Source organism: Kineosporia rhizophila, assembly GCF_021277265.1.
GTDB lineage: Bacteria > Actinomycetota > Actinomycetes > Actinomycetales > Kineosporiaceae > Kineosporia > Kineosporia rhizophila.
Window position 1 is genome coordinate 14,457 of record NZ_JAJSOH010000006.1, and the last position, 22,248, is coordinate 36,704.

The 22,248-nt window shown below is 69.5% G+C and carries 16 protein-coding genes; 12 read left to right on the forward strand and 4 right to left on the reverse strand.

What is annotated here, in order from left to right:
- Positions 1-98 precede the first annotated feature (98 nt).
- Together hutH and LWF15_RS11625 are read left to right on the forward strand one after the other, a co-directional pair.
- The gene (gene hutH / locus LWF15_RS11620; RefSeq protein ID WP_232810465.1) at positions 99-1,661 is read left to right on the forward strand and encodes a histidine ammonia-lyase; all 1,563 of its coding nucleotides are present in this window, start codon (positions 99-101) and stop codon (positions 1,659-1,661) included.
- 99 nt (positions 1,662-1,760) lie between these two features.
- The gene (locus LWF15_RS11625; RefSeq protein ID WP_232810466.1) at positions 1,761-3,074 is read left to right on the forward strand and encodes a M20/M25/M40 family metallo-hydrolase; all 1,314 of its coding nucleotides are present in this window, start codon (positions 1,761-1,763) and stop codon (positions 3,072-3,074) included.
- Positions 3,075-3,087: 13 nt separating this feature from the next.
- On the opposite strand, the gene LWF15_RS11630 is transcribed toward LWF15_RS11625, so the two are convergent.
- Both LWF15_RS11630 and LWF15_RS11635 read right to left on the reverse strand, forming a co-directional pair.
- Positions 3,088-4,242, reverse strand: a complete 1,155-nt coding sequence (locus LWF15_RS11630; RefSeq protein ID WP_232810467.1) for a flavin-containing monooxygenase — start codon at positions 4,240-4,242, stop codon at positions 3,088-3,090.
- A gap of 160 nt (positions 4,243-4,402) precedes the next feature.
- Positions 4,403-6,037, reverse strand: a complete 1,635-nt coding sequence (locus tag LWF15_RS11635) for an alpha-keto acid decarboxylase family protein (RefSeq protein WP_232810468.1) — start codon at positions 6,035-6,037, stop codon at positions 4,403-4,405.
- A gap of 102 nt (positions 6,038-6,139) precedes the next feature.
- Here LWF15_RS11635 and LWF15_RS11640 point away from each other — a divergent pair, with 102 nt between their 5' ends.
- From LWF15_RS11640 to yjfF, 7 genes are all read left to right on the forward strand, one after another.
- The gene (locus LWF15_RS11640; protein WP_232810469.1) at positions 6,140-6,610 is read left to right on the forward strand and encodes an Lrp/AsnC family transcriptional regulator; all 471 of its coding nucleotides are present in this window, start codon (positions 6,140-6,142) and stop codon (positions 6,608-6,610) included.
- 63 nt (positions 6,611-6,673) lie between these two features.
- Positions 6,674-8,425, forward strand: a complete 1,752-nt coding sequence (locus LWF15_RS11645) for a GTPase family protein (protein WP_232810470.1) — start codon at positions 6,674-6,676, stop codon at positions 8,423-8,425.
- Positions 8,425-10,020, forward strand: a complete 1,596-nt coding sequence (locus tag LWF15_RS11650) for a YfjP family GTPase (RefSeq protein ID WP_232810471.1) — start codon at positions 8,425-8,427, stop codon at positions 10,018-10,020. The genes LWF15_RS11645 and LWF15_RS11650 overlap by 1 nt, the downstream gene beginning before the upstream one ends.
- 511 nt (positions 10,021-10,531) lie before the next feature.
- On the forward strand, positions 10,532-11,527 hold the full coding sequence (locus LWF15_RS11655) for an ABC transporter substrate-binding protein (RefSeq protein WP_232810472.1): 996 nt from the start codon (positions 10,532-10,534) through the stop codon (positions 11,525-11,527).
- A gap of 91 nt (positions 11,528-11,618) precedes the next feature.
- Positions 11,619-13,178, forward strand: a complete 1,560-nt coding sequence (locus tag LWF15_RS11660) for a sugar ABC transporter ATP-binding protein (protein ID WP_232810473.1) — start codon at positions 11,619-11,621, stop codon at positions 13,176-13,178.
- Positions 13,175-14,212 (forward strand): ABC transporter permease, encoded by a 1,038-nt coding sequence (locus LWF15_RS11665; protein ID WP_232810474.1) that lies wholly within the window; start codon positions 13,175-13,177, stop codon positions 14,210-14,212. The genes LWF15_RS11660 and LWF15_RS11665 overlap by 4 nt, the downstream gene beginning before the upstream one ends.
- On the forward strand, positions 14,209-15,252 hold the full coding sequence (gene yjfF, locus LWF15_RS11670; RefSeq protein ID WP_232810475.1) for a galactofuranose ABC transporter, permease protein YjfF: 1,044 nt from the start codon (positions 14,209-14,211) through the stop codon (positions 15,250-15,252). Before LWF15_RS11665 ends, yjfF begins: the two co-directional genes overlap by 4 nt.
- Before the next feature lie 3 nt (positions 15,253-15,255).
- Here the strand turns inward: yjfF and LWF15_RS11675 are convergent, their stop codons facing one another.
- Positions 15,256-16,392 carry a Fic family protein gene (locus LWF15_RS11675; protein ID WP_232810476.1) on the reverse strand — a complete coding sequence of 379 codons (1,137 nt, stop codon included), beginning with the start codon at positions 16,390-16,392 and terminating at the stop codon, positions 15,256-15,258.
- A 106-nt stretch (positions 16,393-16,498) separates the two neighbouring features.
- On the opposite strand from LWF15_RS11675, the gene LWF15_RS11680 reads away from it, so the two are divergent.
- From LWF15_RS11680 to LWF15_RS11690, 3 genes are all read left to right on the forward strand, one after another.
- Positions 16,499-19,186: a glycosyltransferase gene (locus LWF15_RS11680; RefSeq protein ID WP_232810477.1), complete on the forward strand. Its 2,688-nt coding sequence runs from the start codon at positions 16,499-16,501 to the stop codon at positions 19,184-19,186.
- A 1-nt stretch (position 19,187) separates the two neighbouring features.
- Positions 19,188-20,624 carry a radical SAM protein gene (locus LWF15_RS11685; protein WP_232810478.1) on the forward strand — a complete coding sequence of 479 codons (1,437 nt, stop codon included), beginning with the start codon at positions 19,188-19,190 and terminating at the stop codon, positions 20,622-20,624.
- A gap of 87 nt (positions 20,625-20,711) precedes the next feature.
- Positions 20,712-21,641 carry a DUF389 domain-containing protein gene (locus tag LWF15_RS11690; RefSeq protein WP_232810479.1) on the forward strand — a complete coding sequence of 310 codons (930 nt, stop codon included), beginning with the start codon at positions 20,712-20,714 and terminating at the stop codon, positions 21,639-21,641.
- A gap of 3 nt (positions 21,642-21,644) precedes the next feature.
- Here LWF15_RS11690 and LWF15_RS11695 read toward each other — a convergent pair whose 3' ends face one another.
- Entirely contained in the window at positions 21,645-22,241 is a 597-nt protein-coding gene (locus LWF15_RS11695) for a GNAT family N-acetyltransferase (protein ID WP_232810480.1), read from the reverse strand.
- Between the last annotated feature and the right edge of the window lie 7 nt (positions 22,242-22,248).

Consider the following 22,248-nt stretch of genomic DNA (forward strand, 5'->3'; position numbering starts at 1 on the left):
CACGTGCTCCTCCCGCATAAGCCAATGTCCAGCATCCTAGACACCGGCCTGGTCCGAGGCCTAGAGACCGCACCCTGCGCAGCAGTGAGATAGCGGCCATGACAGACGCTTACGCACCCCTCGGCGAGCACGACGTCCTGATCGGCACGGGACCGGTGAGCGTCGCGGACGTCGTTGCGGTGGCCCGCCACGGCCGCCGGGTGGCCCTGGACCCGATCGCGCTGAAAGAGGTCGAGGCTTCCCGCGCCCGGATCGAGGCCCTGGCCGTGGACGCGGAACCGCACTACGGCATCTCCACCGGCTTCGGCGCTTTGGCCACCACCTTCATCGCTCCGGAGGCCCGCACCCAGCTGCAGCGCAGCCTGGTGCGCTCGCACGCGGCCGGATCAGGGCCCACGGTCGAGGACGAGGTCGTGCGCGCGCTCATGCTGCTGCGCCTGTCCACCCTGATGACCGGCCGCACCGGCGTGCGCCCCACCACCGCCCAGGCCTACGCCGACCTGCTGAACGCCCACCTGACCCCGGTCGTGCACGAATACGGCTCGCTGGGATGCTCCGGCGACCTGGCCCCGCTGTCACACTGCGCTCTGGCGGTCATGGGCGAGGGCGTGGTGCGCACCCGCGAAGGCGTCGAGCTGCCCGCGGCCCAGGCGCTGACCGAGGCCGGTCTGCAGCCCGTGGTGCTGGCCGAGAAGGAAGGGCTGGCGCTGATCAACGGCACCGACGGCATGCTCGGCCAGCTCGCCCTGGCCCTGCACGACCTCACCAACCTGTTCAGCGTCGCCGACGTCGCCGCCGCGATGAGCGTCGAAGGGCTCCTCGGCAGCGACGCCGTCTTCGCCGTCGACCTGCACCAGCTGCGCCCCCACGACGGCCAGGGCATCGCCGCGGGGAACATGCGCCGTCTGCTGGCCGGCTCCCCGATCGTGGCCAGCCACCAGGGCCCCGAATGCACCCGCGTGCAGGACGCCTACTCGCTGCGCTGCGCACCGCAGGTGCACGGCGCCGGCCGTGACACCCTGGCCCACGCCGACGCCGTGGCCGCCCGGGAACTGGCCTCGGCGATCGACAACCCGGTCGTCACCCCGGACGGGCGGGTCGAGTCCAACGGCAACTTCCACGGCGCCCCCGTGGCCTACGCGCTCGACTTCCTGGCCATTGCCGTGGCCGACCTGGCCAGCATCTCCGAACGCCGCACCGACCGCTTCCTCGACCCGGCCCGCAACCAGGGCCTGCCCGCCTTCCTGGCCCACGACGCCGGCGTCGACTCCGGGCTGATGATCGCCCAGTACACCGCCGCCGGCATCGTCAGCGAACTCAAGCGCCTGGCCAACCCCGCCTCGGTCGACTCGATCCCCAGCTCGGCCATGCAGGAGGACCACGTCTCGATGGGCTGGGCCGCCGCCCGCAAGCTGCGCAGGGCCGTCGACGGCCTCACCCGCGTCCTGGCCATCGAAATCCTCACCAGCAGCCGCGCCCTGGACCTGCGCGCACCCCTGACCGCCGCACCGGCCACCGCGGCCGTGCTCGCCGTGGTGCGCGAGCACGTACCGGGGCCCGGCCCGGACCGCTTCCTGACCCCCGAGATAGACGCCGTGGTGCAGCTGATCGCCTCGGGCGCCGTCACCCGGGCTGCGCGCTCGCAGGTGGATCTCGACTGACCGGGGGCACCGCCCTCGGCATCTCCCGGGCACGGCAGAATCGACGTCCATGAAGGCTCTGGTTCTCGACCGCCCTGTGGCTCTGCTTCGGCCGGCCGCGTGAACACGAACAGCAGCCCCGCCGGCGCAGAGGTGGTGACGCTGGCCAGTGACCTGATCCGGATCGACACCACCAACACCGGCGACCCCGACACGACGGTGGGGGAGCGGTCGGCCGCCGAATACGTTGCCGCCCAATTGGAAGACGTCGGTTACCAGGTCACGTACCTGGAGTCGGCTCCCGGGCGGGCCAACGTCATCACCCGCATCCCGGGGGCCGACCCGGCCCGCGGGGCCCTCCTGGTGCACGCACACCTCGACGTGGTCCCCTTCGATGCTTCGGAGTGGCGGGTGCACCCGCTGTCCGGCGACGTCGACGACGGTTACCTGTGGGGTCGAGGAGCGGTCGACATGAAGCACATGGCGGCCATGACGCTCGCGGTCGCCCGGCAGTTCAAGCGCGACGGCACGGTACCCCCACGCGACCTGGTACTCGCCTTCGTCGCCGACGAGGAGGCCGGCGGGGTGTTCGGGGCCCAGTGGCTGGTGAAGAACCACCCGCAGCTCTTCGAGGGCGTCAGCGAGGCGATCGGCGAGGTCGGCGGGTTCTCCGTGACCCTGGCCGACGACGTGCGCGGCTATCTGGTGGAGACCGCCCAGAAGGGCTCGATGTGGCTGCGGCTCACCGCCCGAGGGGTGGCCGGGCACGGCTCGATGATCGGGCACGACAACGCCGTGGCGAAGCTGGCGGCCGCCGTCACCCGCCTCGAGCAGCACGAGTTCCCGCTGGTCCTGACCGGCCCGGTCCGCGACTTCCTGACCGTCGTCGGGGAGATCTCCGGCGTCCCGTTCGACGAGGACGACCCGCAGGCGGCGGTGGCCCGGCTGGGCAGCCTGTCCCGGATGATCGGGGCCACCCTGCGCAACACCGCGAACGTGACCGTGTTCCAGGCCGGTTACCGGGACAACGTCGTGCCTTCCGTGGCCCACGCCGTCGTGGACGGGCGGTTCCTGCCCGGTCAGGGCGAGATCCTCGAGCGGGACGTACGAGCGGTGCTCGGGCCCGAGATCGAGTTGCAGGTCCGTTCGCTGCCGGCGGTCGAGACCACCTTCGACGGCCACCTGGTCGACCGGATGGCGGCCGCGATCCGCACGCAGGACCCGACGGCCCGGCTGCTGCCGTACATGCTGTCGGCCGCCACCGACGCCAAGTCGTTCCAGCAGCTGGGCATTCGCAACTTCGGCTTCGTCCCCCTGCGGCTGCCACCCGACCTGGACTTCACCGCCCTGTTCCACGGGGTGGACGAGCGGGTCCCGACCGACGCGCTCGAGTTCGGAACCGCCGTCCTGCAAAGCTTTCTGTCCGACTGCTGAGGGTGCGCCGGGATCAGAGCCCGCGGTCGGCGGGTTGCCCGTGGTGTGACGAACGGGCCACGTGCTGGGCCACCCGCTGCGCCTCGATCCGGATCTGGCGCAGCATCCCGCCCAGCGTCACGTCGTAGCCGATGAAGTAGAGCCCGGGCCGGGCCGGGACTCCCGCATGCGCCACCGGAAGGCCGTCACTGTCGAACAGCGTTGCATCATCGAAAAGTTCGCCTAGTCCAGTGGTGTAGCCGGTGGCCGCGACCACGGCATCGGGTCGCAGGCTCGTCCCATCGGCCAGCTCCACGCTGTCAAGGGTGAAACTCTGCACGGCGGCGACCGGTTTCACCCGCCGCTGCTGAATGTCCGCGACGATCCCCACGTCCTGCAAGGGCACGTAGCGCGAGGTGCGCAACCGTGTCTTCAGGCCCACGATCGGGCGGGAGAGACCGTAGGGCCGTAGGTCCGGGATCTCGACCCGGGCCAGGCCGGCTGCGACGGGATCGAAGATACGCTCCGGCAGCCCGCCGAGCAGGAGGCCGTTCATCTGGGCCGGCCAGCCCGCGACCGTGCGGCGCACGATGTGCGGCGGGGTGCGCACCGCCAGGCTCACCGAGGCAGCACCGCCCTCGGCGAGGTCACTGGCGATCTCGGCGCCGCTGTTGCCGGGTCCGACGACCAGAACGTCCTTGCCCCGGAACGGTTCGGCATTGCGGTACTGGGACGAGTGGATGAGCTGACCGTTCCAGGACTCGCGGCCGGGCCAGTCGGGGATCAGGGGAGTGTGAAGGTAGCCAATGGCGATGACCAGCGTGCGGGTGCGATGGGTGGCGCCGCCGGCCAGGTGCAGCGACCAGCCACCGTCGCTGGCCGACTCGACTCGTTCGACCGTCGTGCCGGTCCGTACGTCGAGGTCGAACTTCTCGGCGTACGCCTGCAGATAGCTGACCAGGTCGTCGCGGCGTACCCACCGGCCGAACTCGCGAGGCATCGCCAGCCCCGGCAGCGCTGAAAGTCGCCGCGTGGTGTGCAGACGCAGGCGGTCGTACCGGCCGCGCCAACTGGCTCCGACGGCGTCCCCACGCTCGAGGACGACGCTGTCCACGCCGTGGCGCTTCAGCTGAGCCGCCACCGCCAGGCCGGCCGCGCCGGCACCCACGATGGTCACGTCGGAGAACAACAGGCACTCCTCATCCTTGAGCTGCCGGAGGGTACAGAACATGACATAGCGGGGTGCCCTACCGCAATGGTCGGCCGGGCTCAGCGTGCTGAAACGGTGAGCGACGGACGGCCGAGACACTCGTCGCCGTCCCGTATCCGCGTGGGCCCGGCCGACCTCGCTACTCGGCCCCGGCGTTGTTGAGTTCGGCGAGCCTGCGCAGCAGGGGCGGGGCGTCGAACGGGTCCAGGACGGCCTCGATGAGCACCATCTGGTCGCTCGGAGCCTCCTCGAGGGCGGCCCGTAGTTCGGTCGTCGTCTTCACCGTGCGGGTGTGAATGGGCGTCTGGACCAGGGATTCGGCCAGGGCTGTCCAGTTCCAGGGGGCCACGTCGTTGTAGCCGGCCTTGGGGCTCTGCAGGGCCCGCTCGATCGTGTAGCCGGCGTTGTTCAGCAGCAGGATCACCGGGTTCAGGCCGTAGCGAGCGATGGTGCTCAGTTCCTGCACGGTCATCTGCGCGGCCCCGTCGCCGATCAGCAGCACCGGGCGCCGGGAGGGATCAGCCAGGCCCTGGCCCAGGGTGGCGGGCAGGGCGTAGCCGATGGAGTTCCAGATCGGCTGGGCGTGGAAGACGGTGTCGTCGGGGAAGGTCAGGGAGGCCGCGCCCCAGAACGCGGTGCCGGTGTCGGCCAGCAGCGCGGTGCCTTCGGGCAGCCACGACTGCACCGCGCGCCAGAGGTTCTCCTGGGTCAGGTCCTCGTCCTCGTGGTCAGGTAGCAGCACGTTGACGGGCGTGGCAGCGCGTTCGAAGTCCACGCCGGAGCACAGCGCGGCCAGTTCCTGCACTGCGTCTGCGAAATGGACGGGGTAGGAGGTCTCGCCGATCCGGGAGAAGGTGGCGTGCACCTGCAGGGTGCGTTCGTCGGCCGGGCGGTGGGTGAAGAAGCCCGACAGTACGTCCGAGGCCACCGTGCCCAGTTCCAGCACCAGGTCGGCCTGGGCGACCAACTGGGCGCTGCGGGCGTCCACCATTGTTCCGGCGTACACGCCGTGATTCAGCGGGTCGGACTCGTCGATCACGCCCTTGGCGGCCAGCGTGGTCACGATGGGGATGCCGGCCGAGCGGGCGGCCTGCAGTACCTGCGCACCCAGACCGAACCGGGCAACCAGGTGACCAACCACGAGAACGGGGCGGACAGCGTCTTCAAACAGGTGTGCCAGGGCCTCCCGCAGACGCAGGGCGGCCGCCTCGTCGCGAACCGGAGTCAGGGGAGTGGCCAGTGGCGCGGGGTCGACCGGCAGGGTGGCCAGGTCCTGCGGGATGCTCAGGTAGGCAGGCTTGCGGTGGGTGATCGCGGCCAACAGCACGGCGTCGATCTGCTCGGTGGCGCGCTCGGCGGTGACCGTCTCCACGGCCACGCTGATCTGTCGGTAGGCGTGCTCGAACCGGTCGAAGACGCCGTCGGCGAGGGTGTGGTGCACCAGTCGGCCGGCCTGGACCGCGGCCGTGCGGGGACTGCCCACGACGTGCACCACCGGCACGTCCTCGGCCGCGCTGCCCGCCACCGCATTGATGCAGCTCAGTTCACCCACACCGTAGGTGGTCACCAGCGCCGCCAGCCCCCGGGTGCGGGCGTAGGCATCGGCCGCGTACCCCGCGCCCAGTTCGTTCGGTGAGCCGACCCAGGCCAGACCCTCGACCTCGTTCAGGTGGTCGAGCAGGGTGAGGTTGAAGTCGCCGGGCACACCGAACAGGTGCTCCACACCGGCCTGCCGCAGCCGCCGGCCCAGGTACTCAGCGAGATTCATCCTCATGGGCATCAACATGCGATCTTGGAAGCAGACTGCGCAAGACCCGAGAGCCGGGCTGAGCATTCTGCGCAACTGCCCCGACGAGGCGGTGAGAGACTGAGCAACATGACACCTCTGGATGGCACGGACGCCCGCATCCTGCTCGCCCTGGACCGCAACCCCCAGGCGACGGTCGTGGCGCTGGCCAACGACCTGGGCCTGGCCCGCAACACCGTGCAGGCCCGGCTGCGGCGGATGGAGACCAGCGGCGCCCTCGGTTCCACCAGCCGCCGGGTCGAGCCCGAGGCCCTCGGGTACCCGCTGATGGCCTTCGTCACCGTGACCATCAGCCAGCGCATGCGCGACCAGGCCACCGCAGCCCTGGCCGGCCTGCCGGAGATCGTCGAGCTGCTGGCCACCACCGGCGACGGCGACCTGCTGGCCCGGGTGGTGGCCCGCGACACCGCCGACCTGAACCGGGTCACCGAGAGCCTGCTCGACATGCCCGGGATCGTGCGCACCAGCACCTCGATCGTGCTGAAGAAGATCCACTCGCTGCGGATGGACCTGCTGCTGGAACGCCTGGCCGACCGCTGAGGACCCGTCCCCGCGCGGACGGCTGCACTGGTGCAATCAGCCCGGGTGCCCATGATGAGGCCCATGACCGTCCCCTCTCTGGCCGAAGCGCTGGAAACGCTGCGCTCACGCGTCGGTGACCTGCGGCTGGACCTGTCCGGGCCAGGAGCCGGGCAGGCCCGGCAGACCCGGTCCGAGCTCGCCGGTCAGGTGGACGACTACCTGCTGCCCCGGCTGCGCCAACTCGACGCCCCACTGCTCGCGGTGGTCGGCGGCTCCACCGGCGCGGGTAAGTCCACCCTGGTCAACACCCTGATCGGCGCCAACGTCACCAAGGCCGGCTGGCTGCGCCCGACCACCCGCGGGCCGGTGCTGGTCTGCAGCCCCGACGACCGGCGCTGGTTCACCGAGGACCGGATCCTGCCCGAACTGGCCCGCACCAGCGGCGACGGCAGCCAGGGGGGTGGGCGCAGCCTGCACGTGGTCGCCGACCCGGGCGTCCCGGCCGGGCTGGCCCTGCTCGACGCCCCCGACATCGACTCGGTCGTCGCCGAGAACCGCCAGCTGGCCGCCCAGCTGTTGTCGGCCGCCGATCTGTGGATCTTCTGCACCACCGCCGCCCGCTACGCCGACGCCGTGCCCTGGGAGATGCTGCACACCGCCCAGCAACGCAGTACCGCACTGGCCGTGGTGATCAATCGCGTACCGCCCGAAGGGCTGCGCGAGATCAGCTCGCACCTGGCGGCCATGCTCGACCAGAACGGCCTGGCCCGGGCCACCCTGTTCGCGATCCCCGAGACCGGCCTGCACAACGCCGACGACCGGCTGCCCGAACAGATCGTCGCACCCCTGAGGGCCTGGCTGGACGGCCTGGCCGGCGATGCCGACGCCCGCTCCGAGGTCATCCGCACCACCCTGGACGGTGCCCTGCAGAGCGTTCGCGCCCGAGTGTCGTTGCTGGCCCGGGAAGTTGACGAGCAACTGGCGGCGGCAGCGGTGCTGCGCGACACCGCCGAGGACTTCTACGCCGAGGCCGTGCGGGAATTCGACGACGGCATCCGCAGCGGCAGCGTGTTGCGCGGCGAGGTGCTCAGCCGTTGGCAGGAATTCGTCGGAACCGGCCAGCTGACCCGCAACCTCGAACAACAAGTGGGCCGGTTGCGTGATCGCCTCACCGCATTCGTCACCGGCCGCCAGGCTCCCACCGCAGCCGTGGAAGAAGCCCTTGAAAGCAGCGTGCAGACGCTGCTGCGTTCGGCCGCCGAGCGCGCGGCCGAACGCACCGTCGACGCCTGGGGCGACAGCCCGGCCGGACGCGCCCTGCTCGCCGACCGCGCGCCCACTCTCGGGCACACCTCGCCGGAGTTCTCCGCCGCTCTGCAACAGGAGATCCGGGCCTGGCAGGGCCGCGTGCTGGAGTTGGTCAGTGCCGAAGGCGGACAGAAACGCTCGATGGCCCGGCTGGCATCTTTCGGCACCAATGGCGCCGGGCTGGTGCTCATGCTGGCGGTCTTTGCCCAGACCGGCGGACTCAGCGGGATCGAGTTCCTGGTCGCTGGAGGAACTTCCGCCGCCAGCCAGAAGGTGCTCGAGGCGGTATTCGGAGACAGCGCCGTACGCGCGCTCGCCACCCGGGCCCGCGCGGATCTTCTCGAACGCGTAGAATTCCTGTTGGGCAACGAAAAACAGCGGTTTTTGGACGTCGTTGAGGGCGCATCCCCGGATGTCGAGTCGTCGACGGGGTTGCGTAGAGCTCTGGAAGACTTCGAAAAGGTGCGCCGGAGCGCTCGTTCCACGACACGTCCGGGCGCGGTCGGCATTCCGGGGAGTAACTGATGCTGCTCACCGGGCGACGTTCCGGTCTCGCTGAGCGGCTCGATGCCCTGCAGGAGGTGCTTACCCTCTCGCACGGGCGCCTGGATCCGGCGGTCGTCGCGGAAGCGGAACAGATCGCGGCCAAAGCGAGTGATCGGCTGCGGTTCGGGGAGTCGCGCACGGTGGTGGCGTTGGCGGGAGCCACCGGCAGCGGCAAGTCGTCACTGTTCAACGCGCTCGTAGGAGAACCACTTTCGCAGGTGGGCATGCGCCGCCCGACAACGGGGGCGGCACATGCGGCGGTGTGGGGCAGTAGCGACGCGACGGCGCTGCTGGACTGGCTGGAAGTGCCCCGCCGTCACCTGCTGGGCGCCGAATCGGTGCCTGAGCTGGACGGTCTGGTCCTGCTGGATCTTCCCGACGTCGACTCGGTCCAGCAGGGCAACCGGCTGGAGGCCGAGCGGCTCATCGAGCGGGTGGACCTCCTGGTCTGGGTCCTCGATCCGCAGAAGTACGCCGATGCCGCCGTGCACGAGCGCTACCTGGCCCCACTGGCCGCGCATGCCGACGTGATGCTCGTTGTCCTGAACCAGGTCGACCGCCTGCCGCCGCAGGCCCGCGCCGGATGCCTGGACGACCTGCGCGCCCTGCTGAAGTCCGAGGGCCTCGCCGCAGCAACGGTTCTGCCCGCATCGGCGAGCACGGGTGATGGAATCCAGGCTCTGCGGGGCGTGCTGGCCAAGAATGTCGATGCCAAACAGGCTGCGGTGCGCCGACTGTCAGCGGACCTCTCAGTCATAGCCGAACGCCTGGACGAGAGCTGCGCCGGCGCCGCGGACCAGGCCATCACGGCCGCCGACCGTAAGGCCCTGACGCGTGCCCTGGGTGCGGCGGCGGGCGTGGACGTGGTGAGCGAGGCCGTGGCCGGGGCCTACCGGTTGCGGGCGCGCCGGGCCACCGGCTGGCCGGTGACCGCCTGGACGTCACGACTGCGTCTGGACCCGGCCCGGCGCCTTCGCCTGCGCGACGAACCGTCGGAATTGGTACGCACCTCGCTACCGGCACCCTCGGCCCTGCAACGCGCGCACGTGGACAATGCGCTGCGCCAGATCAGCGACCGGGCCGCGGGCGGGCTGCCCCAGCCCTGGCCGCAGGCAGTCCGCCGGGCCGCCAGCAGCTCTCAGGAGCGCATGCCCGACCTGCTGGACCAAGCCGTGGCCGGCACCGACCTCGGCCTGGGCCGGCGTCCCTTCTGGTGGCGGGTCGCCGGAACCCTGCAGTGGCTGCTCCTGGCCGCCGCCACGGCCGGGCTCGTCTGGCTGGTGATGCTGTTCGCCGTGGCCTGGCTGCAGTTGCCGGATCCTCCACTGCCGCACTGGGGTCCGCTGCCGGTACCGACCGTGCTGCTGGTGGCCGGGCTGCTGGCCGGGTTCCTGCTCGCTCAGGTCTGCGGGCTCTTCGCGCGTACCGGAGCCCGGCGGCGGGCCCAGCTGGCACGCCGCCGACTGGAAGAACGGATCAGCCGGCTCGCCGACGAGACGGTGCTGGAGCCGGTCGAGCGCGAACTGGCTGCGAGACGGGAGTTCTGCACCGTGCTGGCTCGTGTGCGCGGCTGAGACCCACCAGGGCGTGTTCGCCGGCCTCGCCGTCGTGTGCGTCATGGCTTTCTGGTCCTGTTCGGTCCGGGCAGCCCCGGAAAGGCCTGCGTGAGGGCCTCCCTGCAGTCCCGCGCCTGCGGTTGACCGACGTTCGACGGAAAAAGGGGTTCGCTCCGCCCTGGGCGGCGGCGAGCCTCTTTTCGCGTGATACATCGCCTGCTCGGAAATGGGCAAGGGAAATGACCCGGAAATGCGCCGGGCGGTCTTACTGCCCTTGCTGAATATCACTAGAGGCCACCGAAAGGCGATACCCAGGTTCGGGTCTAGGTGTTTCAATTCGGCCATTGACGCATGTCCGGTCACCGGCGACACTCCATGAACGAACCGGACGGTGGCCGGGGAGCGGGGGCTTGAATCAGCGGCGGGATTCGATCGCAGAAAACATTTCGAATTCTATCGCTTCCCCCATCGCCGTGATCAAAAATGTGAACGTTAACAACGATGTTGACGTGGTCCCCAGGAGGTACGGATGTTGAGGAAGCGGGCTGGCGCACTGCTCGCGGCGGCGCTGATGGTGTCGGCGCTGGCTGCCTGTGGTGACGACGAGGGCAGCGGCTCCGCCGGTGGTGGCGGTGGCGGCGACGGCAAGCTGGTGCTCGGGTTCTCCCAGGTCGGCGCCGAGAGCGGCTGGCGTACGGCGAACACCAAGTCGATCCAGGAGTCGGCCGCGGAGGCCGGTTACGAGCTGAAGTTCTCCGACGCCCAGGGCAAGCAGGAGAACCAGATCAAGGCGATCCGCTCGTTCATCACCCAGCGGGTCGACGTGATCGCGTTCTCGCCGGTGGTCGAGTCCGGCTGGGACACGGTGCTGAAAGAGGCCCAGGACGCCGAGATCCCGGTGATCCTGACCGACCGGGCGATCGACTCCCCGGACGAGAGCCTCTACGAGAGCTTCATTGGCTCGGACTTCGTCCTGGAGGGCAAGAAGGCCGGTGAGTGGCTGGTCGAGGAGTACAAGGACGAGACCGGTCCGGTCAACATCGTCGAACTTCAGGGCTCGCCCGGCGCCGCCCCGGCGAACGACCGCAAGGCCGGGTTCGCCGAGGTCATCGCGGCGGAGCCGGAGAAGTTCAAGGTCATCGCCTCGCAGACCGGTCAGTTCACCCGGACCGACGGCAAGCAGGTGATGGAGACCTTCCTGAAGTCGCACGACGACATCGACGTGCTCTACGCCCACAACGACGACATGGGCCTGGGCGCGATCGAGGCGATCGAGGCGGCCGGCCTGAAGCCGGGCGAGGACATCAAGATCATCACGGTGGACGCGGTCAAGGACGGCATGACCGCGCTGGCCGACGGCAAGATCAACTTCATCGTGGAGTGCAGCCCGCTGCTCGGGCCGCAACTGATGGAGCTGGCGCAGACGGTGGCCGACGGCGGGAGCGTGGAGAAGCGCGTGCTCACCGAGGAGACCACCTTCACCCAGGAGCAGGCCAAGGAGGCTCTGCCCGACCGCAAGTACTGATCACACCCGTGAAGAGTGCGCGGCCGGTCCGGACGGACCGGCCGCGCACTCGCACGGTGGAACCGCCGACGCCCGCAGAAACGGAGTAACCATGGGCGACGATGCCCCGGTCCTGGAGATGACCGGTATCCGCAAGGTCTTTCCCGGTGTGGTGGCCCTGGACGGGGTCGACCTGCGCCTGATGCCGGGTGAGGTGCACGCCCTGATGGGCGAGAACGGCGCCGGGAAGTCCACTCTGATCAAGGTTCTCACCGGCGTGTACGACATCGACGGCGGTGAGATCCGGCTCGACGGCAGGCCGGTGCGCTTCTCCGGCCCGCTGCCCGCGCAGCAGGCCGGCATCAGCACCGTCTACCAGGAGGTCAATCTCTGCGCCAACCTCTCGGTGGCGGAGAACATCCTGCTCGGCCGGGAACCCCGGCAGTTCGGCAAGATCCGCTGGAGCCAGACCCGGCGCCGGGCCCGCGAACTGCTCGAGCGGCTCGACCTCGACCTGGACGTGAGCGCCCCGCTGAGCTCCTACTCGCTGGCCATCCAGCAGATGGTCGCGATCGCCCGCTCGCTCAGCAACACCGACATCGACGCCAAGGTGCTGATCCTCGACGAGCCGACCTCCAGCCTGGACGCCTCCGAGGTGGCCCAGCTGTTCGCGGTGATGCGCCGGCTGAAGGCCGAGGGCGTGGCCATCGTCTTCGTCTCGCACTTCCTCGACCAGGTCTACGAGATCGCCGACCGGATGACCGTTCTGCGCAACGGCCGGCTGGTGGGGGAGTACCGCACCGCCGAACTGCCGCAGATGGAGCTGGTCTCCAAGATGATCGGCAAGGACCTGGCCACCCTGGAGGACCTGGAGCAGCAGCCCCGCGAGGCCACCGCCCGGATCGAGCGCGGTGAACCGCTGGTGCAGGCCGAGGACCTGGGCCGCAAGGGTGGCATCGAGCCGTTCGGGCTGCGCATCCACTCCGGTGAGATCGTCGGTCTGGCCGGTCTTCTGGGCTCCGGGCGGACCGAACTGGCCCGCCTGCTGTTCGGCGCCGACCGGGCCGACGAGGGCAGGCTGAAGGTCGACGGCAAGCCGGTCACGCTGCGCACCCCCCGGGCCGCGATGAACCGCGGTATCGCCTTCTCCTCGGAGAACCGCCGCACCGAGGGCATCGTCGGCGACCTGAGCGTGCGCGACAACATCATCCTGGCCCTGCAGGCCTCCCGCGGCTGGATGCGGCCGGTCTCCCGGCGCCGGGCCGACGAGCTGGTGGACAAGTACGTCAAGGCCCTGCAGATCCGCCCGGCCGACCCTGACCGGCGGGTACGTGACCTCAGCGGCGGCAATCAGCAGAAGGTGCTGCTGGCCCGGTGGCTGATCACCGAGCCCCGGCTGTTCATCGTGGACGAGCCCACCCGCGGCATCGACGTCGGGGCCAAGGCCGAGATCCAGCGGCTGGTCGCCGAACTGGCCGACGGCGGGATGGCCGTGCTGTTCGTCAGCGCCGAGCTGGAAGAGGTGCTGCGGCTCAGCCACAAGATCGAGATCCTGCGCGACCGGCGGCTGGTGGAGGAACTGGAGAACACCGACGCCGTGGACGCGGACCGGATCATGCAGACCATCGCCGGCGGCACGGTCGCGGACACCGAAGGGAAGGCCGCGTCATGATCACGAACCTGACCCGGCACCGGCTGTTCTGGCCGTTCGCCGTCCTGGTGCTGCTGCTGGTGCTCAACCTGTTCTTCTCGAACAACTTCTTCCGGATCACCGTGCAGGACGGGCACCTGTTCGGCACGATCATCGACATCTTCCGCCGGGCGGCGCCACTGACCCTGGTGGCGATCGGGATGACGCTGGTGATCGCGACCGGCGGCATCGACCTGTCGGTCGGCTCGGTGATGGCCGTCTCCGGGGCCCTGGCCTGCCTGCTGATCGGTGACCTGGGCGATCCGCACAGTGTCGCCGGAGTGGTCGGTGCCGTGCTCCTGGCCCTGCTGCTGTGTCTGGTCCTCGGGGTGTGGAACGGGTTCCTGGTGTCGGTGATCGGGATACAACCGATCGTCGCCACCCTGATCCTGATGGTGGCCGGGCGCGGTCTGGCCCAGCTGATCACCGACGGGCAGATCCTCAACGTCACCTCCGACCCCTACCGGGTGATCGGCGCCGGGTACTTCCTCGGTCTGCCGGTGTCGGTGCTGATCGCCGCCGCCGTCCTGGTCGTGGCCGTCCTGCTGACCACCCGCACCGCCCTCGGCCTGCTGCTGCAGGCGGTCGGCGGCAGCCCGGCCGCCTCCCGCCTGGCCGGTATCAACGCCCGGGGCCTGACCTGGCTGGTCTACGTGATCGCGGCGGTCTGCGCGGGCATCGCCGGGCTGATCTACAGCTCCAACGTGGCCAGCGCCGACAGCAACGCCGCGGGCAACCTGATCGAGCTCGACGCCATCCTGGCCGTGGTGATCGGCGGCACCGCACTGACCGGTGGGCGCTTCTCCCTCGCCGGGACCGCCCTGGGCGCGATCCTGATCGAGACCCTGAACATCACCATCCTCAGCGTCGGCATCCCGGTCGAGGCCACCCTGCTGTTCAAGGCGGTCGTCGTGGTCGTCCTGTGCCTCGGCCAGTCCGCCGCCTTCCGCGCCCGGGTCCTCGGACGCGGCACCAAGCCCCAGCCCGCGCTCACCACGAAGGAGGCCGCGGCATGACCGAGACCACCCGGGCCGAACCGGACGTGGACCTGAGCGCTCCCGGGCCCACCGTCACCAGCCGGCGCACCGTGCAGATCAGCCGCCGCCACGTGCCCGTCCTGGCCACCCTCAGCCTGCTGGCCTTCATGTACGGCCTGGGCGTGGTCAACTACGACGGCTTCGACCACCCGCAGGTCGTCCTCAACATCTTCGTCGACAACGCCTTCCTGCTGGTCGTCGCCGTCGGCATGACGTTCGTGATCCTGACCGGCGGGATCGACCTGTCGGTGGGTGCGGTGGTCGCCCTGACCACCACCCTGGGGGCGACCCTGCTGCAGGCCGGCTGGCCGGCCGGGGTGGTGCTGCCGCTGCTGCTGGTCCTGGGCACCGGGCTCGGCCTGTCCATGGGGGCGGTGATCCACTACTTCAAGGTGGAACCGTTCATCGCCACGCTGGCCGGGATGTTCCTGGCCCGCGGCCTGGCCCTGCTGATCGACCGCAACTCGATCCCGATCGACAACGGCTTCTGGGTCAGCATCGCCCAGCAGCGGATCCGTTTCGACCGCGGCGTGTTCATCTCCTCCAGTGTGATCCTGGCCCTGGTGGTGGTGCTGATCGCGGCGATCGTGCTGACCTGGACCCGGTTCGGCCGCTGCGTGTACGCGATCGGCGGCAACTCCGACTCGGCCCTGCTGATGGGCCTGCCGGTGGCCCGCACCCGGATCGCGGTCTACGGCATCAGCGGCTTCTGTGCCTCCCTGGGCGGGGTGATCTACAGCTTCTACACGCTGTCCGGGTACAGCCTGCACGGCAACGGCCTGGAGCTCGACGCGATCGCCGCGGTGGTGATCGGCGGCGTGCTGCTGGCCGGTGGCTCCGGCTACCTCTTCGGCACCGTGCTGGGCGTGCTGGTGCTCGGCCTGATCCAGACCATCATCACCTTCCAGGGCGACCTGAGCAGCTGGTGGACCCGGATCGTGGTCGGCGTGCTGCTGTTCGCCTTCATCGTGCTGCAGCGGGTGGTCACCGGTAAGAGCGCGGTGAGATCCGGCGGCTGAGCCCTACTGCCGGTAGGGATCGACGAGCAGCGTCGGGGTGCGGGCGGTCTCCAGCACGGACTCAGGAAAAGCCGGACCAGCCACACAGGTCCGGGCCCGGGTCCGGCCGGAGGCCACCAGCACCCCGAGCGTGCCCAGATCACGAAGGTCGCGCTGAGCCTGCTGGGTGCTCAGCCCCTCGGCCTGCTCGTAGCGGGCCCGGCGCACCCGGCCGGTGATCGCGACGTCGTGCAGAGCCGAAACCGTCCGCGGGTCCAAGCCCAGGGGGCGGATCGCCTGCTCGAGCTGGGACCACACCGCCGCCGAGCGGTCCCAGCGTCCCTGCACGGTCTGGGCCTGCTGGTGGTAGGCGAGCAGGTTGAACCGCAGCCAGTCCGTGACGTCCTGATCGGGCGCATAGTGCGGGCCCCGCGCATTGAGCCGGCGGTAGTACTCCCAGGTGTTTCCCGGGCGTCCCAGCCAGGCCTCTATCGAGGAGAACTCCGGCGCCAGAACACCTTCGCGGGCGATCAGCAAGGTCTGCAGGGAACGAGACATCCGGCCGTTGCCGTCCGACCAGGGGTGGATGGAGACCAGATGCAGGTGCGCCATGGCCGCGCGCACCAAGGCGGGGCTCCCGTCGTCGGTGTTGAGCCAGTCCACCAGTTCCGACATCAGCGCCGGCACCTGGGCGACATCCGGCGCGGTGTAGGCGGCCACTGACGGGTCTCGTGGATCGGTCACGTAGACCGGGCCCGGCCGCCATTGGCCCGCCGGTCGGCGCGGGGTGTGCCGATGGCCCTGGAGCATCCAGTGCAAGGCGTTGAGCAGGCTCTTGTCGTAGGTGAAGTCACCGACGTCGTGGAGCGTCTGTAGATAGGTCATCATCCGCTGGTAGGCCAGCGTCTCGTCCCGGTTCTCGGCCGACACCTCGACATCGCGCTCGCCAGCAATCAGGTCTTGGACGTCGATCGTGGAGACTCTGAAACCCTCGATGGCGTTCGACGCCGCTACCGCATCGGCCGTGAGGTACCCGCGCATCCCCGCCACCCACGGCTCTGGGGAGTCGAGGAGCAGGTGCCGCAGGTGTGCTCGCCGGTTGTCGATCTGCGCCAGCACTGCCGCATCGGCCCGGTTGAGCCGGGGGGTCGGGAAAAGCACAAATCAAGCTTAGGGTGGGTGGCCCCCTCAACGTGCGGGAGAGGGCCGAATCGGGTTAAAAAGGATCTCTACGGGTGACAACGATGTGACCTTGGGGGAGATCCGGATGTCGCAGCCTGTTCTCTGGTGCGTTTCCTTCGACGGGGCGCCGCTGTCCGGCGTCGTGGTCGAGTCGCTGAAGCTGGCCAACGCCTTCCGGCAACGGGGGCATCGGGTGTTGCTGGACATCGGGTACGACATCAAGGCCGACAAAGGACGTTTCTTCGCGCCTTACACCGACGAGGTCACCAGCCTGCCGGGCTGGGTCGAACTGGTCCGGGTCGCCGGTATCGACAGTATTCCTTGGTACAACACCGCTTTCGTGCGATCCACGCTGGCCGGGGTGGCGCGGGGGCAGGGGCCGGGTGGCTGCTACGAACCTGTGGTCGAGGCGCTGACCCGGCGGATCGTGGCCACCTGGCAGCAGTACGGGGTCACGGCGGTACTGGTCGAGAACGGCACGCTGCCCGAGAACATCGCCTACAGCGAGGCGCTCTACCGGGCGATCGAGCGGTACGGGAAGCAGTTGGGCCACGAAAAGCCCTTCGTGCTGTGGCGCGATCACGACCTGATGTGGAACAGCGAGCCCTCGACCGGCAAGTACGGCCGCCCGCCGTACCCGCTGGCGCCCAAACCCCGCAACTCGCCGTACATCCGCTACCTGGCCCTGCACGAGGAGGCGCGGCGCCGCACTCTGGAATGGGTGCCTGGACTGCGCGATCTGCAGGTGCTGCCGAACACCTTCGACTTCGAGAACACCGCCGTGCAAGCGGGATTCCGCGAAGTCTACGGGATCCCGGCCCAGGCGGCACTGATTGCGCGCTGCACCCGGCTGATCCCGCAGAAAAGGGCCGACCGCGAGATCGATCTGCTGGCCCGGCTGCGGCACCGCATTCACGACCGTCCGGTGTACCTGTTCCTGGCCGGCGATCCTTCCGAGCATCCGGCTACGGTGACGTCCCTGCGGGCACAGGCCGAGCGGCTGGGGGTGGCCGGGCAGGTGGTGTTCGGTGGCCGTCTGGCTCCTCGAGACGTCGCGCCGAGTCACGGCTTCTCCGTGGCCGACCTGCTCGCCGAGGCCGATCTGCTGTCGTTCCTGACCTCGTACGACTACGAGAGCTACGGCAATCCGGTCGGTGAGGCGGTGGCGTCCGGAGTTCCCTTCCTGACCACGCGATACGCGCTCTACGACACGGTTTACGGTCGGAAAGGACTGCAGGCGCCGGTCCTTCCGATCTCTGCCGATGACCAGGCTCCACTCACCGACGACTTCGTGAACGAGGTGGTCGCGCTCCTGACCGATCCTCTGCTGCGTAGCCGGGTGGTGGCTCACAACCGTCGTTGCGGGCAGCAGTATTTCGCCCAGAGCCGGGCCGCCGAGGTGGTCGAAGAGCTTCTGACTATGGACGTCCGTGGCGACGAAGGTCACGAGGAGAGCGTTTACGGGGAGGCGGGTAGGGCGGCTGTTCCGCCGCTGAGCGCGCGCACGCGGATGACGGTGGTGATTCCGGTGCGTGACGAGGCCGCCAACCTTCCCGCCGTGATCGATTCGCTGGCTGGGCAGCAGGGCCCGGACGGCCTGATCGACCGTGACCTGTTCGATGTTCTGCTGGTGGACAACAACTCCCGCGACAACACCGTCAGCCTGGCCCGGGATCTGGCCGCCCAGCACGAGGGATTGCGGCTGTGGGTGATCGGCGAGCCGGAGCAGGGTGTTTCGTGTGCCCGGCGAGCCGGCATGGACCTGGCGGCGCAGCGAGCCCAGCAGCGCGACGGTGACGATGCGACGCAGCGCTTCTATCTGGTCTCGGCCGATGCCGACTGCCGGGTGGCGCCGGACTGGCTGTGGGAACTGCTGAAGGCCATGGACGGTGAGAAGGCCGCGATCGGGGTGTGCGACTACTACTACGACGCAGATCATTTCAATGGACGTCCGTTGTTGTGGGATGCGATCGACCGCACCATCCGCTGTCGGCAGGTCGCGTGGTCGCGCTTCGGTGGCTTCCCCGACGGCAAGGGTTTCGCGGTGGACCGGCGCTCGTACCAGCGGGTCGGCGGGATCGAACTGTCGTACCAGCTGGAGCACGGACGATTCGTCAGTCACCTCTCCGACGACTGGGACTTCGGCATCCTGGTGCGGGCCAGTGGTGAGGACATCGTCTACGTGCCGAACTCCCGGGTGGAGATCAACCCGCGCCGCGTCGACCACGCCCTGGACGAGGTGGTGGCCGGTCAGGCCTACGGCTCGGGCGGGATCATCACGATGCGCGACATCCGGCCCAGCGAGCCGGGACCGGTCACCGGCCGGGACCTGACCGAGGCGGAAGCACTGCAGGCCTGGGAGTTCTCGGTCAAGGACTTCATGCCCAAGAACATGATCCTGGCCGCCGTGCTCACCCCCTCGCTGCTGGACGACGAGGGCGTGATCGACCTGCTCTCACCGGCCCTGGCCCGACGGATGGCCGAACGCATCCCGCAGATCACGGCCGAGACCGGCTTGGTCGACTACACCCCCATCCACTCGTACAAGACGCCCTGCTTCCGGCTGTACTTCGAGTTCGCGGACGAGTTGTTCGCCCGGCTGCGCGCCAAGGTCGGTCCCGAGATCGGATATCCGCCCCCGCTGCCGCAGTGCCTGCAGGAGATCCGCGACACCGGTGACGAGAACAGATTCCGCGAGTTCGTGCGCCACTACTGCGAAGACCGCGAATCCGGAGCGGCCCACGACTACTTCGGCAACGGGGGAGTGTTCTGAGGTGAACCCACTCGAATCGCTGACCCGACTCGACCCCGACTACCCGCGCCCAGCCGTCCTCAATCTGCTGGCCGCCCCGCACAACGAGCGCCTGCTGGAGTATGTGGCCAACGACCCCTTCGGTGCGCACGTCTTTCCCGGCGACATCCCTGATGTGGCACCGGAAGCGTTCCTGGACGACCTGGACGCACAACTGGCCGACACCCGTCCCATCCATCTGTGGTCGTACATCCCGACCTGCAGCTACCGCTGCCGCTTCTGCCAGTACCCGGTGGTCATCGTCAAGGGCCCGGCCGACGTGACTCGGGAAAAGATCGACCACTGGGTGGATCTGAACATTCGCGAGGCGCAGTTGTGGCTGCAGCGGGTGCCCCGGCTGCGCGAGGCCCCGGTGGGGGAGTTCAACGTCTTCGGCGGAACCCCGTCGCTCATGGGCCTGGACTCGGTGTCCCGGCTGCTGAACTTCTACCGGGAGAACTTCGGTTTCGGCCCGGAGACCACCGTCCGCTTCGAGGGCGACCCGACCACGCTCACCCCCGACCTGCTGGCCCGGCTGCGGGAGCTGGGGTGTGACAAGGTCTCCTGCGGGGTGCAGTCGTTCGACGACCAGGTGCTGAAGCTGAGCGGACGTGAGCACACCGAGACCGAGTGTCACGAGTTCCTCGACGCCACCGAACGTCTCGGGTTCGACTGGGTGACCATCGACCTGATGTACGGCCTGCTCGACCAGACCGTCGCCGGGGTGCAGCGTGACCTGGAACAGGTGCGCCGACACCGGGTTCCCGGGGTGGTCTGCACCAAGCTGCACCTGCGTTCTTACACCGACACCCGCACCGGGGTCGCCGGCGACCGGCCGGCGGCCTGGCAGTTCCCCAGCTACCGCAACCGTCTGGCCGAGGCCGGGCACCGCTGGCCGACCCTCGGCGAGCAGTACCAGATGCGCGAGGTGCTGGCCGAGGGGCTACGCGCCGACGGGTACGGGGAGCACCCGACCATGTACTTCCACCGCGCCGACAAGCCGCCGGAGACCTGGAAGTCGATCATGGTGGATCAGGACCGGCAGGACGCGGAGGTGGCGATCGGGCTGGGCGGTAGTTCCAGCTGCCGCCGCTCGGAGGCGATGACCGAGGTGAACGCGGGCCGCTACGCCCAGCTGGTGCAGGCCGGGCAGCTGCCGCTGACCTCGGCCACCCGCTTCGGCCCGACCGCCACCGAGGCCCGGGCGATCAAGATGGCCCTGAGTACCCTGCAGCCTCTGCGCGACGACCTGCACCGCGAAAGGTTCGGCGGGCGTTCGCTGTTCGACGAGCCCTGGAACCGGCGCTGGCTCGACCTGGAGCGCCGCGAGCTGGTCGTCACCGACCGGGCCGAAGGCTCGGTGCGGCTGACCGCGCCCGGAGCGGTGCTGGTCGAGGCCATCATGAACACCGAGTTCTGACCGGGTTCTGACCGGGTTCTGACTGGGTTCTGACTGGGGCGTCCCAGTCCCTACACTCGCCGGGCCACCGACGAGTGAAGGATCACCATGCTGCACGTACGGGTCATCGCACCGGCCGAACTGACCGACAGGGTCGTGGAGCGGCTGGACCGGGACGAGGCGATCACGCACGTGGTGGTCCTGCCCTCGGTCGCGCTCTCGCCGCCGGGCGACCTGATCGAGTTCGACGTGGTCCGGGAGGGCGCCAACGGCATCCTGGCCGACCTGAACGAGCTGGGCCTGCACCAGGACGGCGCGATCGTGCTGGAACGCATCGACACCTCGATCTCGGCGGCGGCCGACCGGGCCGCGCGCAGTGCCCCCGGGCTGGGGGTCGACGCGGTGGTGTGGCGCGAGATCGAGCAGCAGACCGGGGAGGAGTCGCGGCTGTCGGTGTCCTTCCTCGCGTTCATGGTGATCGCCATGGTCATCGCTGCCGTCGGCGTGCTGCTGGACCAGCCCATCCTGATCGTCGGCTCGATGGTGGTCGGCCCGGAGTTCGGCCCCCTGGCGGCGTTGTGCGTGGGGCTGGTGAAACGCCGCGGCGCGCTGGTGCGCCGTTCCGCAGCAGCGCTCGGGGTCGGCTTCCCGGTCGGGATGATGCTGACGGTGGTGGCGGTCTGGCTGCTGACCGCGGCCGACCTGGTGGACCGCTCGATGCTGACGGCCGAGCGTCCGCTGACCGACTTCATCTGGCGTCCCGATGCCTTGAGCTGGGTCATCGGCTTCCTCGGCGGTGTGGCCGGCATCCTCTCGCTGACCTCGGCCAAGGCGGGCACGCTGGTCGGGGTGCTGATCTCGGTCACCACCGTCCCGGCGGCGGCCAACGCGGCGGTGGCCCTGGCCTACGGTGTGCGCGACGAGGCGGTCGGCTCGTTCTTGCAGCTGGTGATCAACCTTGCCGCAATCGTCCTGGCCGGGGTTCTGACGCTTCTCGTGCAGCAGGTGGTCTGGCGCTTCGGCGCCGCAAGGGCGTAAACCTCAGGTGGCGGGGCGGATCATGACCTGCGACTCGGTGCCGGGCAGGAGGCGAACCGTTCCCACCGTGGCGAAGCCGTGCCGGGCGTAGAGCCGGGCGCTGCCGGAGGTGGTGGCCTCGAGCGCGGTGGGGGCGGGGCTCTGGTCGATCAGGTTCAGTCGGTGGGCCAGTAGGGCCGAGCCGATTCCGCGACCTTGCCGGCGGGGATCGGCCGCCACGTCCTGCACGAACCAGTGCGGCTCAGCCGGGCGGTGTTCTCGAACGGCCCGTTCCTGGCGTAGGCCCCGGCCGATCGTGCCGCCCAGTCGGGCCGCCGCTGATCCGGCGGTCCGGCGCCACCACGAGGCGGGCCGGTCGGGGCGGGGAGTGGTGAAACGCAGAGCCCCGACGAGGAGTCCACTGGTCTCGTCCACCGCGACGTCGAGGGCGTTGACCCCGGCGCCGGACAGATCGGCGAGCATCAGCCAGCGGATGTTACGGGCGCGCCGCTCGGCGCGAGGCATCAGTGCGGCCCACAGCGGATCGTGCTCGAAGGCCCGGGCGAACAGGTCGGCGACCGGCGCGACGTCGTCGGCGGTGGCTGCCCGCACAAGGACCATGCCGTCA

What these genes read in the sequence shown, in the direction of transcription:
- hutH (WP_232810465.1), top strand. Translation starts at nt 99, where the DNA reads ATGACAGACGCTTACGCACCCCTCGGCGAGCACGACGTCCTGATCGGC.
- LWF15_RS11635 (WP_232810468.1), bottom strand. Translation starts at nt 6,037, where the DNA reads ATGAGGATGAATCTCGCTGAGTACCTGGGCCGGCGGCTGCGGCAGGCC.
- LWF15_RS11640 (WP_232810469.1), top strand. Translation starts at nt 6,140, where the DNA reads ATGACACCTCTGGATGGCACGGACGCCCGCATCCTGCTCGCCCTGGAC.
- LWF15_RS11645 (WP_232810470.1), top strand. Translation starts at nt 6,674, where the DNA reads ATGACCGTCCCCTCTCTGGCCGAAGCGCTGGAAACGCTGCGCTCACGC.
- LWF15_RS11650 (WP_232810471.1), top strand. Translation starts at nt 8,425, where the DNA reads ATGCTGCTCACCGGGCGACGTTCCGGTCTCGCTGAGCGGCTCGATGCC.
- LWF15_RS11655 (WP_232810472.1), top strand. Translation starts at nt 10,532, where the DNA reads ATGTTGAGGAAGCGGGCTGGCGCACTGCTCGCGGCGGCGCTGATGGTG.
- LWF15_RS11660 (WP_232810473.1), top strand. Translation starts at nt 11,619, where the DNA reads ATGGGCGACGATGCCCCGGTCCTGGAGATGACCGGTATCCGCAAGGTC.
- LWF15_RS11665 (WP_232810474.1), top strand. Translation starts at nt 13,175, where the DNA reads ATGATCACGAACCTGACCCGGCACCGGCTGTTCTGGCCGTTCGCCGTC.
- yjfF (WP_232810475.1), top strand. Translation starts at nt 14,209, where the DNA reads ATGACCGAGACCACCCGGGCCGAACCGGACGTGGACCTGAGCGCTCCC.
- LWF15_RS11680 (WP_232810477.1), top strand. Translation starts at nt 16,499, where the DNA reads ATGTCGCAGCCTGTTCTCTGGTGCGTTTCCTTCGACGGGGCGCCGCTG.
- LWF15_RS11690 (WP_232810479.1), top strand. Translation starts at nt 20,712, where the DNA reads ATGCTGCACGTACGGGTCATCGCACCGGCCGAACTGACCGACAGGGTC.
- LWF15_RS11695 (WP_232810480.1), bottom strand. Translation starts at nt 22,241, where the DNA reads ATGGTCCTTGTGCGGGCAGCCACCGCCGACGACGTCGCGCCGGTCGCC.